Origin of the sequence: Burkholderia reimsis, assembly GCF_003294055.1 — a bacterium.
Classification (GTDB): domain Bacteria; phylum Pseudomonadota; class Gammaproteobacteria; order Burkholderiales; family Burkholderiaceae; genus Burkholderia; species Burkholderia cepacia.
In genome coordinates this window covers 83,860-96,802 of record NZ_QMFZ01000013.1, presented here as the reverse complement: position 1 = coordinate 96,802, position 12,943 = coordinate 83,860, and the positions used below count along the sequence as shown (strand labels likewise).

Below are 12,943 nucleotides of genomic sequence, written 5' to 3'. Positions count from 1 at the left end.
CGGCCGCGCGCGACGCCCGGCGGGCATCGCGCGGACAGCCGAGGTCAGGCCGTTGGGTTGCCCTGCGGCGCGACGGCCACCGATGCTTCGCTCGTCAGCATCAGGAACGTGAACGTTTCGCGCAGGTACAGGCGGACGACCTTGTCGGTATGGCTCGTGTAGCCGATCGATACGTCTTCCCCGAGATGCAGCTCGTAATCGCCGCCACGCGTGGACAGCACGCAGCCGCCGCTGATCGCCGGCGCCCAGATGATCTCGCCGCTGACGATCCGTTTGATATGGCCGAGGACCGGATAACCCTGGTCGCGCGCCTCGCTGAGCGCCGTGTACGCATCCGAGCCGAGCACCACCGAATACGGGCCGTCGACGCCGGCCAGGCGGAGCGCCTCGAGCGCATCGCTGATCGCGTCGGGATACGCGCTGACGTCCGCCGGCAGCGTGAGCTTGCGGTTCGACGTGCCTTCGCGGATGCCGACGATGCCGGCGGCCCGGTAGCCGTCGAAGATCGCGTTGTCTTCGGCGAACGCGAGCCGCTGCGCGGCGTCCTTCGCCGGTTGCCAGTCGGCATCGCGCGCGCCGCGCTCGACACTGTCGATCGCATCGCGGCTCAACTCGAACGGCACCGTCAGCTCGACGATCGTGCGGACTTCGCGCAGCCGCGCGTTCACGTGCTCGCGCGGCGCGTCGACGGCGACCAGGTGCCCGGTGCCGACGGCCGACAGCTCGGGGCCTTCGGGGCCGTCGACATCGACGACGCGGCGGCCTGCCACCGATCGTTTGAACGTGCGTGCCACTTCCTCCTCGATTTGTTCCCAGGCGGAAGACGAGATCGGGGCGAGTTCGCGGTGCAGGTTATTCATGGATTTGGATTGCCTCACGTCAGCGGAAACACTTGATGGCGGGCCGATCGGCTGACGGGCTGTGCGTGATGCCAGCCTGCCGATCGCGGACGAAAATGAATATTAGCAGGCTCGATCGACACCGCTGCAGCACAAATCGAAACGACACCGTGCGGTCGCGCAACTGTGATGCAATTCGCGCGGTGTGGAGGTGGGCGAACACGGAATGCCGCGACCGGATTGCCGCGATACCCGGGGCGTGCCGGCGGCACCGTCGCCCGGGCCGCGTTCGACGCTGTGCGGAATCAATTCCGGTCGACGTCCTGTCGCGAGTCGTGCATTCTTACGAACATTCATCCAGCCGGGTGTCTGCCAGCAGGGGTTGGGCGGTCGTCGGAGCCCGGCCCGGAGGAATCATAGACGCAGCCTATTGATGCTTCACAACGAGTGGAGGTCGTTCATGGCATTACAACTCGTCTCGCCCGAAGACAAATACATGCTGAAGACGGGCGTCATCAATCACGAGGATGTGATCGGGCATTTGCGGCAGGTATTGAACGCGTTTGCCGCGAAGCCGGAGTACAGCAAGTTCTATATCGGCATCACCAGCGACCTGTACACCCGGCTGGCGAAACATCGCGCCACCAAGCCTGACTTCAAGCTGATGGCCCCGATCTATCTCGAAGCGCACAACCTGGTCGGGAACGCGTTCGACCGTCTGGAGCGCAAGGCCATCGAGACGTTCCGTACCGGCATCACGCACCCCCAATCCGGCGAACGGCTGCTGGCATGCAGCAACGGCCCGGGCGGGGCGTTGCCGAAGAACTGGCTCTATATTCTGGTGGGTTGAGTCGCGTGGGCGGCGTGCCGGGAATGCCAGCCTGCGCGCGTAACTGCCCATAAGCGGTGGCGCGGTGGAGGGGGCTGTTGCGCAGCGCTGCACGCGCGCTCCGGCCGACTGAACAGAGGCGGTTCCTGACACGCCCGGCGCGCGGTCGCGCGCCGGACGGCCATCGGTACCCTGCGTTACGACGGGATGCCTTTCAGCGAACCGATTTTCAGCGAACCGTCGCGATGCGGCGCGGACGGCGACGCTTCCGGCTGCGCGGCGTCGGCGGCCGGCGCCGCGCGATCGGCGAGCGCTTCGAGCAGGTCGGCGGACGGCACGAAGAACAGCGAGCCGGTGACCGCGCGGCTGTAGTCGAGCAGGCGGTCGTAGTTGCCGGGCGGGCGGCCGACGAACATGTTCTCGAGCATCTGCTCGATCGGCGCCGGCGAGCGCGCGTAGCCGATGAAGTAGGTGCCGAATTCGCCCGCGCCCGGGCGCCCGAACGGCATGTTGTCGCGCAGGATCTTCACTTCCTGGCCGTTCTCGTCGAGCGTGGTCAGCGAGCTGTGCGAGCACGACGGCTTCACGTCCGGCGCGAGTTCGATATCCGACAATTTGGTGCGGCCGATGATGCGCTCCTGCGTCTCGACCGCGAGCGCGTTCCAGCCGGCCATGTCGTGCAGGTACTTCTGCACGATCACGTAGCTGCCGCCCGCGAATTCCGCGTCTTCGTCGCCGATCACCGTGAAGTCGACCGCCTCGCGGCCTTCCGGGTTCTCGGTGCCGTCGACGAAGCCGATCATCGCGCGCTGGTCGAAATTGCGGAAGCCGTGCACCTCGTCGACCACCGTGACGGCATCGCCGAGCGCGCCGAGCAGCTGCGTCGCGAGTTCGAAGCACAGGTCCATCGCTTCCGCGCGGATGTGCAGCAGGATGTCGCCCGGCGTCGCGACCGCGACGCGCTGCCCCGCGCCGAACTCGCGGAACGGATGCAGCGCGGCGGGGCGCGGGGCGCCGAACAGCGCGTCCCATGCGTCGGCGCCGAAGCCGCATACGCAGGTGAGGTTGCCGCCCGGCACGCGCTTGCCGACCGAGCGCACGAGCGCGGCGATGTCGCCGCACCACGAACGGATCGTGTCGGCGTGCTCGGCGCCGGGATTGATCGTCGCCACGAGGAAGATCGCGCTGCGCGTGATCGGGCTGTGAACGGCCTGGGAGAGCGGGCGAGGTGTCTGCATCGCGGGCTGCCGGTCAGTCATGTCGGGACGGGCGGGCCGTGGCGCGCGAAGGCGAACGGTTGAACTGTGTCATGCGACTGTTCTCTTTGTGTCATGCGGATGAAGGACGTTGCGCGTGCCTCGCGCAACGGGCCGCGGCGGTGGCGGCCGGCCGCGCGGCGCGTGACCGGCCCGCACCGCGTAACGTCGTCGAGCAAGCAATCTAGCAGCTTCGGCGGGGCTTTGGAACCCGTATCGCCGAACTGTCATGCGAATGTGTCAAACAGGGCCGGGTTTCGGGCGGCGCACGCGCAGCTGTACTCCTGGCGTGCGCGGCGCTGTGCTCTTGAGCGTGCGTGCCGCGTGCAGTAGATTAGGTTCCGCTGCGCCCGCCGACGAGGAGCGTCATCATGAACCTGCTGGAAGCGATGCGTGTGTATGTCGCGGTGGTCGAGCGTGGCGGCCTGTCCGGCGCGGCGTCCGAACTGCGGCTCGACGAAGCGCAGGTGAGCGAACGGATCGACTGCCTCGAACGGTATCTCGGCTGTCGCCTGCTGCTGTGCCGCGAGCACGACGACGTGGCCTGCTCCGATGCGGGCGTCGCGTTCCACGTATGCTGCCGCCGGACGCTGTCCGCGGTCGAGCAGGCGATCGGCGCGGCCGGCGCGCACGCGCCGGCGGTGCCGGATGCGCCTGACGCGGCCGACGCACCCGACGCACCCGATAGCGGGACCGTGCATGCTGCCGCGCGCGACGCGGCGTTCCCGCCACCCGGCGCCGTTCAAGTTTCCTCAACGCGACTGTCACCTTGAATACGACCACCGTTCCCCGCTCGCCGGCCGAGCGCATTCGCCGCCGCTTCGGCCATTTCCTTCACGCGGCCGAGCTGGCCGGGCTGATCGTGATCGGGCTCGCGACCGCCTTCGCGATGGCGCAGGAAGCGTGGAAGGTCGTGCTGGCGGGCGAAGTGTCGCTGACCGACCTGCTGCTGATGTTCCTGTACCTGGAAGTGCTCGCGATGGACGTGCGTTACCTGCGGCTCGGCCGGCTGCCCGTGCGGTTTCCGCTGTTCATTGCGATGACGTCGCTCGCGCGCGACCTGATCCTGCGCGGGGCGACCGACAGCCCCGAGCGGATGCTGATGACGACGTTCGGAATCGTGCTGCTCGCGGTGGGCGTGCTGATCCTGAGTTTCGGCCAGCATCGCTTTCCGGCGGACGTCGACGATGTCGAGGACGATGTGCATGCGCGCCGGTGAGGAGCGGGTGGCGTGCCGCATCCGGCGCGGCGGTTGTAAGCGGCCAATGCGGCCAATGCGGCCAAAGCGGCCAAAGCGGCCAAAGCGGCCAAACTGATCAAACTGACCAACCAACCGGGCGAGGTATCGAATGACCAGGCAACTGATCGTCGCCGTGTTCGGCAGCGTCGACACGGCCCGTCGGGCCGCGAGCGATTTCGGGGCGCTGTCGGACAAGCATGAGGGATTCCACATCGAGAACGGCGTCGTCGTCGAGAAGGACGCGACCGGCAAGCTCGCGGTGCTCGATGCCGAATCGCGGCCGTTCAAGGGCGGCGTGATCGGCGCGATCGCAGGCGGACTGCTCGGGCTGCTCGCCGGGCCGCTCGGCGTGGTCACCGGCATGGCGGCCGGCGCGGGGGCCGGCATTCTCGCGGAAGCGGCCGGCAACGCGCTGCTCGACGGCACGTTCGTCGAGACGATTGCGGCGCGGCTCGTGCCCGGCAGCGTCGCGGTCATCCTCGAAGCGAAGGAGGACACGCCGTTCTCGGTCGACAACGTCGTGACGGGATTCGGCGGCAAGGTGTTCCGCCAGGCGCTCGATTGAGACGCTTCCTTTCGGTCAGCTTCGGGAGAACCGCATGCGCATCGATCAATCGTACCGTCGCTTCGACATCGCGGCGACGTTGACGCCGCTGCCCGGCAGCGGCAAGCGCGCGATCGCGACCGTCGACGTGACGACCGACGATCCGGCCCGCGTCGCCGATCTCGGCACCGGGCAATTCCTGCAGATCCGCAAGTGGGTCGAGTCGAACGACGTCGCGTGGCTGACGGTGGTGTTCGAGGAGTGCAAGGTCGCGATCGACCACTACGCGGACAACGTCGACGACGCTTGATCGCACGCGAGGCCCGAGCATGACCGGGCTTCGCGTGATGGCCGCCCGCCGGACGGCGGCAATACGCGAGCCCATGCTCCTGCATGTGCGCCCGGTGAATGGCCCCGCGCCGGGCCGTTCCGCCGCGTTCGAATCTGTTCACCACGCCAACCGGATTTGGCGTTTCCTCGCCAAACTGTCACTTACATTCGTCGAAATGACGCAGTAGGATGCCGAACCTTGTCTTGATGAGATTCGCGTTGCTATCCGCCTTCAATTTCGATAACGGACGAGGTTCGAACCGGGCCCCCCGCGCCCGGGCACGGCTATCCGGCTTCGTGCACCGGCGCGGCCATGCCGCCCGTGCAGTGCAGGCCGGTTCACCGCTGGCGGGGCGAGGCGGATGAAGCTCTACGAGAAATTTGCAAACGACGTAGAGAGACTCATCCGGCAAGGCGTATATCGACACGGCGATCGTGTGCCGTCGGTGCGGCAGGCGAGCCAGCAGCACCGGATCAGCATCACGACCGTGCTGCACGCGTATCTGCTGCTGGAAAGCCGCGGGCTGCTCGAAAGCCGCCCGCAGTCCGGCTATTTCGTGAACCTGCGGCGCGACGACGGCCATGCGCCGGTGCGCGAGTTGCGGCCGTCGAAGCCGATCGCGATCTCGTCGTCGGTGGACGTGAGCCGGCTCGTGCTGTCGACGCTGCGCGCGATCGGCACCGACGACGCAGTGCCGCTCGGCTCGCCGTACCCGGATCCGAGCCTGTTCCCGTTCGAGAAGCTGAACCGCTATGCGTATGCGGCCGGCCGCGACAAGTCGCTGTGGGGCGTGACGGACGGATTGCCGCCCGGGCATCCGCGGCTGATCCGGCAGATCGCACGCCGCTACCTGGAAAACGGGATGTCGGTGGACCCGAACGAGATCATCGTGACGGTCGGCGCGACGGAGGCGATCAACCTGTGCCTGCAGGCGGTGGCGAAGCCGGGCGACACGATCGCGGTGGAATCGCCGACGTTCTACGCGATGCTGCACGCGATCGAGCGGATGGGGATGAAGGCGATCGAGGTGGCCACGCATCCGGAATACGGGATCGACATCGCCGCGCTGGCCGCGATCGCGAAGTCGCAACCGATCGCCGCGTGCATGGTGATGCCGAACTTCCAGAACCCGCTCGGCTTCCAGATGCCCGACGAACGCAAGCGCGAACTGGTCGAGTTCGCCGCGAAGGCCGACCTGCCGGTCATCGAGAATGGTGTGTACAACGAACTGTACTTCGGCAACATGCATCCGAGCACGCTGAAGTCGTTCGACCGCCACGACATCGTGCTGCATTGCGCGTCGTTCTCGAAGAGCCTGACGGCCGCCTACCGGATCGGCTGGGCGCTGCCGGGCCGTTATCGCGAGCAGGTCGAGAAGCTGAAATTCCTGAACACGCTCGCGACGCCGTCGTTGCCGCAGCTCGCGATCGCGGAGTTTCTCGAACGCGACGGCTACGAGCATCATCTGCGGCGGATTCGCAAGGCGTATGCGCAGCAGGCGAACCTGATGCGCACGATGGTGTCGCGGTTCTTCCCGGAAGGCACGCGCATCTCGAGCCCGGCGGGGGGATACGTGCTGTGGGTCGAGTTGCCCGCGCAGGTCGACGCGATGCGGCTGTACCAGCTCGCGCTGGAGCAGGGCATCACGATCGGGCCCGGCTACATGTTCTCGATCGCGGACAGCTACCGGAATTTCATCCGCCTCAACTACAGCAGCCCTTGGTCGCCGGAGATCGAGCAGGCGGTCGTGACCGTCGGCAAGCTCGCCGCCTACTGCGTCGACTGACCGTACCGCCGCGCGTTGGGCGCGGCGCGTGGCGTCATGTCACGTCACGTCAGCCGGTACGACTGCGCGCCCGTTCCCGCGAGCGTGCCGCCGTCGACGATCAGGTATTCGTTGCGGATCGGCTTGCCGTCGAACCAGCACTGCAGGATCTCCAGCGTGCCGGCCGCATAGCGTGCCTGCGCGGACAGCGACGTGCCGGAGATGTGCGGGGTCATCCCGTTGAACGGCATCGCACGCCAAGGGTGATCGGCCGGCGCCGGCTGGGGAAACCACACGTCGCCGCCGTAGCCCGCGAGATGTCCGGACGTGACGGCATTCACGACCGCATCGCGGTCGACCAGCTTCGCGCGCGCGGTGTTGATCAGGTACGCGCCGCGCTTCATGCGCGCGATCATCGCCGCGTCGAACAGGTGCTCGGTCGACGGGTAAAGCGGGATCTGCAGGTTGACGATGTCGACGGCGCTCGCGAGCGAAGCGGCATCGGCGTGATACGTGAGCGCGAGTTCCTGCTCGACCGACGCGTCGAGCCGGTGGCGCTGCGTGTAGTGCAGCTGCAGGCCGAACGGCTTCAGCCGGCGCAGCACGGCGAGCCCGATGCGCCCCGCGCCGACCGTGCCGAAATGCATGCCCTCGACGTCGTAGCTGCGCGACACGCAATCGGCGATGTTCCAGCCGCCTTGCTGCGCGATCGCATGCGACGGCAAGTAGTTGCGCACCAGCGCGAGCGTCGTCATCACCACGTGCTCGGCCACGCTGATGCTGTTCGAGCCGGTGACTTCGGCGACGGTGACATGCGCGCGAGCGGCGGCGTCGAGATCGACGTGATCGGAGCCGATGCCGGCCGTCAGCGCGAGCTTCAGCTTCGGCGCGCGGGCGATCCGTTCGGCCGTCAGGTACGCGGGCCAGAACGGCTGCGAGATCACCACGTCCGCTTCGGGCAGCCGGCGCTCGAATTCGGAATCGGGGCCGTCCTTGTCGCTCGTGACGATCAGCGTGTGGCCGTGCGCTTCCAGATAGCCGCGCAACCCGAGCGCGCCGGACACCGAGCCGACGAGTTCGCCGGGCCGGAAGCCGGGCGGGCCGGCCGGCGTCGGCGCGGTTTGCCCGTCCGCGTAGCGCGTGATGACCGGAATCGCATCGCGCACGTAGCGCGGCGGGTAGCCGTCGACCGGATCGGGGTAGAGCACGCACAGGACGGTGGCCATCGGGTAGCACTCCTGGTGAAGGGGGGATGCGGCACGCGGATTGCGCAGGACGCGCGACGTGCCCTCGCAGGCAACGGGTGTGTTGCGCCGCAACGTTGATGACGTTCTACGCCCGTCATGGCTCGCGTACAAGCTACAGTCGGTGTTTGCGTGCGCTGCGGAGGCGTCTGTACCTGTTCTTTTCAAATGGGATGTCGATAATGGGATCCTTACCTGACTCTCAGGGAGCCACGTCATGACTGGAAGCGACGCTTCGTCTTCACGCCCCGACCTCACGCAAGGCATCGCGCTCGACGATCTCACCGACGGCGCGATGATCGAGGGCCATGTCGGCGATACCGCGGTGCTGCTCGTGCGCCGCGCCGACGAACTGTTTGCCGTGGGTGCGCAGTGCCCGCACTACGGCGCGCCATTGGCCGACGGCCTGCTCGAGGGCGACACGATCCGCTGTCCATGGCATCACGCGGCGTTCTGCCTGCGCACGGGCGCACTGCTGCGCGCACCGGCGCTCGACGGGCTCCCGTGCTGGCGCGTCGAACGCCGCGACGGCCGTGCCGTCGTGCTCGATGCGCGGCCGGCCGCCGCGCCTCCCGCGCTGAATGCGGCCGGACTGCCCGCGTCGGTGGTGATCGTCGGCGGCGGCGCCGCTGCGATCGCGGCCGCCGTGACGCTGCGGCAGGCGGGTTATCCGCATCCCGTCACGTTGCTCACCGCCGATGCCGATCCGCCGTACGACCGGCCGAACCTGTCGAAAGACTATCTCGCCGGCACGGCCGACGCCGACTGGCTGCCGCTGCGTGCGCCGTCGTTCTACACCGACCACCGGATCGACGTGCGGTGCGGCACGCGTGTCGCGCGGATCGACCCCGCGCGGCAGGCGGTCGAACTGGCCGACGGCAGCCGTGTCGGGTACGGCGCGCTGCTGCTGGCAACGGGCGCCGAGCCGAACCGGCTGAGCGTGCCCGGCGCGGATCTGCCGCACGTGTGCGTGCTGCGCTCGCGCGCCGATTGCGACGCGCTGATCGGCAAGCTGAAAACGGCCCGCCGCTGCGTGGTGGTCGGCGCGAGCTTCATCGGGCTCGAAGCGGCCGCCGCGTTGCGCACGCGCGGGCTCGACGTGCAGGTCGTCGCGCCCGATGCGCATCCGATGGCGCGCGTGCTCGGCGAAGCGCTCGGCGACACGATCAAGGCCCTGCACGAGTCGCACGGCGTCGTGTTCCATCTCGGCGCGACGCCGGTGCGGATCACGCCGGACAGCGTGACACTGTCGACCGGCGACGTGCTGCCGGCCGACGTCGTGCTGGTCGGCATCGGCGTGCACCCGAACGTCGCGCTCGCGCAGGACGCGGGGCTGGCCGTCGAGCGCGGCGTGACGGTCGACCGCTTCCTTCAGACGAGTGTGCCCGGCATCTACGCGGCCGGCGACATCGCGCGCTGGCCCGATCCGCTGACGGGCGAGCGCATTCGCGTCGAGCACTGGGTCGTCGCCGAGCGGCAGGGCATCGTCGCGGCGCGCAACATGCTTGGCCAGCAGCGCCCGTTCGACGCGGTGCCGTTCTTCTGGAGCCAGCATTACGACCTGACGATCAACTACGTCGGGCATGCGGAGCAATGGGATCGCGTCGAGATCGACGGCGACCTCGGCGCGCACGACTGCGCGATCGCGTACTGGCGCGGCGACACGCGGCTCGCGGTCGCGACGATCGGCCGCGATCTCGACAGCCTGAAGGCGGAAGCGGCATTCGAGCGGCAGATTGCAGCCGCATGACGGCCGTGTGACGACATGATTCGAACCCGGAGGCAAGATGAGTCCTGAAATCCGTGCACGTTTCGAAACCGAGTTCGCACCGCGCATCGCGGCGCGCGTGCTCGGCCTGTATCAGCCTGGTGAAGTGCGCGTGGAAGTCGTGCCGCACGACGGGCAGGGGAGCCCGACCTGTGTGGACGTGATCGGCCTCACGTCGACGGTCGGGCTGCCGAACCGGCTGAACGCGCGGCTCGCGTGGCGCGACGACGCGATCGATGCGTTGCTGGCCGAGCCCGACCGCAGCCGCTTCGATCGCTATCTCGCGGCGCTGCCGGTCACGATCGAACGCTGGCAGATGGAATTGCCGGTCGACTTCAGTTCACGGACACAGCGCGACCGCGAAATCCTGATCGGCGATCTCGATTTCGATGCGTGAAACGCGCGGCGCGCTGCCCGCCGGCGACGCGGCGATGAACCGCGCGACGTTAGCGGTCGCGTGTCTTGACGATCACGCGGCCCTGGTCGATGCCGCCGCGCAGCGCTTCGTCGCACGTGAGCCATTCGGGCGTGACGAGTTCGGGCGCGGGCAGGTCGACCGGCGCGCCGTCGCGGAAGATCCGCACCTGCGCGACCCACGCGCCGTTCGCGTTGCGCGTCGCCTCGACGCGAATCTCGTGATCCATGAAGGTGTCGGTGGCTTGCATCGGTCGGGGCCCTCCATCGTGCGTGAACGCGGTGCGTCGATCGTAGCAGCATGGCGCGCGCCGTGCACCGGAAACGAAGCGGAACTTGCATGCGATTCGGTGTGCGAACCGACGCGTGAGACGGGAGCGAACCTGTGGCCTTCGACCTGACCTTTTCGATCAAGGTGTTCGCGGCGCTGTTCGCGATCATGAACCCGATCGCGAACATCCCTGTGTTCCTGTCGCTGACCGAAGGCGCGGCGGACGGCGTGCGCCGCAAGGTCGCGCTGACGGCCGCGATCGGCGTGACGGTCGGCTGCATCGTGTCGGCCGTCGCGGGCGGCGCGATCCTGCACGTATTCGGCCTGACGATCGACGATTTCCGTCTCGCGGGCGGGTTGCTGGTGCTGCTGATCGCGCTGTCTATGCTGCACGGTGCGCCGAGTCGCCAGCATTCGCCGGGCGAGGACGAAGGCGCCGACCCGGCGGCGGCCGAGAGCGTCGCGATCTATCCGCTGACGATCCCGCTGCTCGTCGGCCCCGGCACGATCGCGACGATGATCGTGCTCGGGCACAGCGCGTTCTCGACCGGACAGGAACTCGCATTCGCGCTCGGGCTCGCCGCGTTTCTCGTGCTGCTGGCCGTTTCGTTGCTGTCCGCGCCGCTGATCGGCCATTACCTGTCGCCGCGCGTGACGGCGGTGACCCAGCGCCTGATGGGGATGATCCTCGCGGCGATCGCGATGCAGATGATCGTCGCGAGCCTGAAGGCCGCGTTCGGGCTGCCGCATTGAACGCCATGCGGCGCCACGGCGTGCGCGGCGATGTGCCCTGCGACAGCTCGAGCCCGGGCGGTTACGACGGACGCCGAACGCGGCGTGCCACACGCTGCAGCAGTGCGTCGAGCACGTTGATCTCGACGGGTTTCACGAGGTGCGCGTCGAAGCCCGCGCGTTCGGTGCGTGCGAGGTCGGACGCGCGCGCGTGGCCGGACAGCGCGACGCAGGTCGTGTCGCGCAGCGCGTCGATCGTGCGCAGTTCGTGCAGCAGCGTGAAGCCGTCGACGTCGGGCATCGTCAGGTCGAGGATCATCAGTTGCGGCGCGTAGTCGCGGGCGAGCGCCAGCGCATCGCCTGCGTTGTACGCGACGCGCGGCGCATGCCCCTTCACCTTGAGCAGCACGGCGAGCGTGTCGGCCGAGTCGCGGTTGTCGTCGACGATCACGATGCGCAGCGGCGTGGTGTCCGATGGCGTGTGCGCCGCCGGCTCGCGCGCGCCGGCCTGCTCCGCACGTCCCGTCCGTGCGATCGGCAGCCGCACCGTGAACGTCGCGCCGTGCCCGGGGCCGCCGCTTTCCGCGGAAATCCGTCCGCCGTGCAGTTCGACGAACGTCCGGCAGATCGCCAGCCCGAGCCCGAAGCCGCCGGTCGGCGGGCCGCCTGACGCGCCGCGCTGCTCGAACAGGTCGAAGATCGTTTCGAGCGCGCCGTGCGCGATGCCGACGCCGTGATCGGTGATGCGGATGGCGACCACCGGCCCTTCCACCCGTGCGCCCACGTCGATCCGCCCGCCGTGCGGCGAGAACTTCGACGCGTTGTCGAGCAGGTTGTGCAGCACCTGGACGAGCCGTGCATCGTCGCCGTGCAGCAGCACGGGATCGGCCGGCAGGTCGACGTGGATGTGCTGCCCGCGCGCGGCCAGCTTCGGCTGGATGCTTTCGACGCCGCGGCACACGATGTCGCGCACGGCGACGGGGCGATCGTTCAGCTCGACCTTGCCGGCCGTGATGCGGCCGACGTCGAGCAGATCGTCGACGAGCCGTGTCAGTTGTCCGACCTGGCGATGCACGGCGTCGCGGCATTGCGCGAGCACGGGCGCCGGATCGGGCAGGCTCTGCAGCACGCCGACCGAATGGCGCAGCGGCGAGAGATGGTTGCGCAACTCGTGCGCGAGCATCGCGATGAACACGCTGAGCCGGTGCGTGGACGCTTCGAGTTCCTCGAGCCGCTTGCGCTCGGTCATGTCCCGCGTGATCTTGATGAAGCCGCACAGCTGGTTCTCGTGATCGTGCACGGGGGCGATCGTCACGCTCGCCCAGAATTGCGAGCCGTCCTTGCGCACGCGCCAGCCTTCATCCACGAAGTGGCCCCGCGCGGCCGCCTCGTCGAGCCCGTGCGACGGCCGGCCGGCCGCGATCGCATCGGGCGGATAGAAGCGCGAGAAGTGATGGCCGACGATCTCGGCCGCGCGATAGCCCTTGATGCGCTCGGCACCCGCATTCCACGTCGCGACATTGCCGTGCGGATCGAGCATGAACACCGCGTAGTCGGTAATCGAGCCGACGACCGTCTCGAAACGGAACTCGGCGAAGCGATGCACCAGGTCGCGCGCGTCGGCTAAGCCGGGCGGCGGATGGGAGCGAGGAGAGTCGTCGTCTTTCTTCATCGTGTGGCAGGTCGAAGACGGGCAGGCAAACGCTGCCC

General features: G+C 68.3%; 14 protein-coding genes. 9 read left to right on the top strand and 5 right to left on the bottom strand.

Annotated elements, in window-relative coordinates:
• Positions 1 to 44 precede the first annotated feature (44 nt).
• Positions 45 to 860: a family 1 encapsulin nanocompartment shell protein gene (locus DPV79_RS17105; protein WP_021157952.1), complete on the bottom strand. Its 816-nt coding sequence runs from the start codon at positions 858 to 860 to the stop codon at positions 45 to 47.
• A 439-nt stretch (positions 861 to 1,299) separates the two neighbouring features.
• Between DPV79_RS17105 and DPV79_RS17100 the strand changes: the two genes are divergently transcribed.
• Entirely contained in the window at positions 1,300 to 1,689 is a 390-nt protein-coding gene (locus DPV79_RS17100) for a GIY-YIG nuclease family protein (protein WP_021157953.1), read from the top strand.
• A gap of 176 nt (positions 1,690 to 1,865) precedes the next feature.
• Here DPV79_RS17100 and DPV79_RS17095 read toward each other — a convergent pair whose 3' ends face one another.
• On the bottom strand, positions 1,866 to 2,927 hold the full coding sequence (locus tag DPV79_RS17095) for a Dyp-type peroxidase (RefSeq protein WP_113046009.1): 1,062 nt from the start codon (positions 2,925 to 2,927) through the stop codon (positions 1,866 to 1,868).
• A 368-nt stretch (positions 2,928 to 3,295) separates the two neighbouring features.
• Here DPV79_RS17095 and DPV79_RS17090 point away from each other — a divergent pair, with 368 nt between their 5' ends.
• The 5 genes from DPV79_RS17090 to DPV79_RS17065 all read left to right on the top strand — a co-directional run bounded on the left by DPV79_RS17090 (position 3,296) and on the right by DPV79_RS17065 (position 6,825).
• Positions 3,296 to 3,697, top strand: coding sequence for a LysR family transcriptional regulator (locus DPV79_RS17090; protein WP_113046008.1), 402 nt, complete (start codon positions 3,296 to 3,298; stop codon positions 3,695 to 3,697).
• Positions 3,694 to 4,143: a phosphate-starvation-inducible protein PsiE gene (locus tag DPV79_RS17085; RefSeq protein WP_042973791.1), complete on the top strand. Its 450-nt coding sequence runs from the start codon at positions 3,694 to 3,696 to the stop codon at positions 4,141 to 4,143. Before DPV79_RS17090 ends, DPV79_RS17085 begins: the two co-directional genes overlap by 4 nt.
• Positions 4,144 to 4,273: 130 nt before the next feature.
• Positions 4,274 to 4,729, top strand: coding sequence for a DUF1269 domain-containing protein (locus DPV79_RS17080; protein ID WP_048028537.1), 456 nt, complete (start codon positions 4,274 to 4,276; stop codon positions 4,727 to 4,729).
• A gap of 34 nt (positions 4,730 to 4,763) precedes the next feature.
• Positions 4,764 to 5,018 (top strand): hypothetical protein, encoded by a 255-nt coding sequence (locus DPV79_RS17075; RefSeq protein ID WP_113046007.1) that lies wholly within the window; start codon positions 4,764 to 4,766, stop codon positions 5,016 to 5,018.
• Positions 5,019 to 5,400: 382 nt separating this feature from the next.
• Entirely contained in the window at positions 5,401 to 6,825 is a 1,425-nt protein-coding gene (locus DPV79_RS17065; protein WP_113046005.1) for an aminotransferase-like domain-containing protein, read from the top strand.
• Between the two features lie 44 nt (positions 6,826 to 6,869).
• Here DPV79_RS17065 and DPV79_RS17060 read toward each other — a convergent pair whose 3' ends face one another.
• Positions 6,870 to 8,030 carry an NAD-dependent formate dehydrogenase gene (locus DPV79_RS17060; RefSeq protein WP_048028541.1) on the bottom strand — a complete coding sequence of 387 codons (1,161 nt, stop codon included), beginning with the start codon at positions 8,028 to 8,030 and terminating at the stop codon, positions 6,870 to 6,872.
• Positions 8,031 to 8,265: 235 nt separating this feature from the next.
• Between DPV79_RS17060 and DPV79_RS17055 the strand changes: the two genes are divergently transcribed.
• The gene (locus DPV79_RS17055; protein ID WP_113046004.1) at positions 8,266 to 9,798 is read left to right on the top strand and encodes an FAD-dependent oxidoreductase; all 1,533 of its coding nucleotides are present in this window, start codon (positions 8,266 to 8,268) and stop codon (positions 9,796 to 9,798) included.
• Positions 9,799 to 9,835: 37 nt separating this feature from the next.
• Positions 9,836 to 10,213 carry a DUF5594 family protein gene (locus DPV79_RS17050; protein WP_060084510.1) on the top strand — a complete coding sequence of 126 codons (378 nt, stop codon included), beginning with the start codon at positions 9,836 to 9,838 and terminating at the stop codon, positions 10,211 to 10,213.
• Between the two features lie 49 nt (positions 10,214 to 10,262).
• Here the strand turns inward: DPV79_RS17050 and DPV79_RS17045 are convergent, their stop codons facing one another.
• Positions 10,263 to 10,481, bottom strand: a complete 219-nt coding sequence (locus tag DPV79_RS17045; protein ID WP_034189953.1) for a DUF6566 family protein — start codon at positions 10,479 to 10,481, stop codon at positions 10,263 to 10,265.
• A 134-nt stretch (positions 10,482 to 10,615) separates the two neighbouring features.
• On the opposite strand from DPV79_RS17045, the gene DPV79_RS17040 reads away from it, so the two are divergent.
• Entirely contained in the window at positions 10,616 to 11,254 is a 639-nt protein-coding gene (locus DPV79_RS17040) for a MarC family protein (protein ID WP_027792504.1), read from the top strand.
• Between the two features lie 61 nt (positions 11,255 to 11,315).
• On the opposite strand, the gene DPV79_RS17035 is transcribed toward DPV79_RS17040, so the two are convergent.
• Positions 11,316 to 12,905 carry a PAS domain-containing hybrid sensor histidine kinase/response regulator gene (locus DPV79_RS17035; protein ID WP_113046003.1) on the bottom strand — a complete coding sequence of 530 codons (1,590 nt, stop codon included), beginning with the start codon at positions 12,903 to 12,905 and terminating at the stop codon, positions 11,316 to 11,318.
• Positions 12,906 to 12,943 lie beyond the last annotated feature (38 nt).

Bases quoted from the DNA above. Each gene is read 5' to 3' on its own strand.
- DPV79_RS17105 (WP_021157952.1), bottom strand. From the start codon at position 860: ATGAATAACCTGCACCGCGAACTCGCCCCGATCTCGTCTTCCGCCTGG.
- DPV79_RS17100 (WP_021157953.1), top strand. From the start codon at position 1,300: ATGGCATTACAACTCGTCTCGCCCGAAGACAAATACATGCTGAAGACG.
- DPV79_RS17095 (WP_113046009.1), bottom strand. From the start codon at position 2,927: ATGACTGACCGGCAGCCCGCGATGCAGACACCTCGCCCGCTCTCCCAG.
- DPV79_RS17090 (WP_113046008.1), top strand. From the start codon at position 3,296: ATGAACCTGCTGGAAGCGATGCGTGTGTATGTCGCGGTGGTCGAGCGT.
- DPV79_RS17080 (WP_048028537.1), top strand. From the start codon at position 4,274: ATGACCAGGCAACTGATCGTCGCCGTGTTCGGCAGCGTCGACACGGCC.
- DPV79_RS17075 (WP_113046007.1), top strand. From the start codon at position 4,764: ATGCGCATCGATCAATCGTACCGTCGCTTCGACATCGCGGCGACGTTG.
- DPV79_RS17065 (WP_113046005.1), top strand. From the start codon at position 5,401: ATGAAGCTCTACGAGAAATTTGCAAACGACGTAGAGAGACTCATCCGG.
- DPV79_RS17060 (WP_048028541.1), bottom strand. From the start codon at position 8,030: ATGGCCACCGTCCTGTGCGTGCTCTACCCCGATCCGGTCGACGGCTAC.
- DPV79_RS17055 (WP_113046004.1), top strand. From the start codon at position 8,266: ATGACTGGAAGCGACGCTTCGTCTTCACGCCCCGACCTCACGCAAGGC.
- DPV79_RS17050 (WP_060084510.1), top strand. From the start codon at position 9,836: ATGAGTCCTGAAATCCGTGCACGTTTCGAAACCGAGTTCGCACCGCGC.
- DPV79_RS17045 (WP_034189953.1), bottom strand. From the start codon at position 10,481: ATGCAAGCCACCGACACCTTCATGGATCACGAGATTCGCGTCGAGGCG.
- DPV79_RS17035 (WP_113046003.1), bottom strand. From the start codon at position 12,905: ATGAAGAAAGACGACGACTCTCCTCGCTCCCATCCGCCGCCCGGCTTA.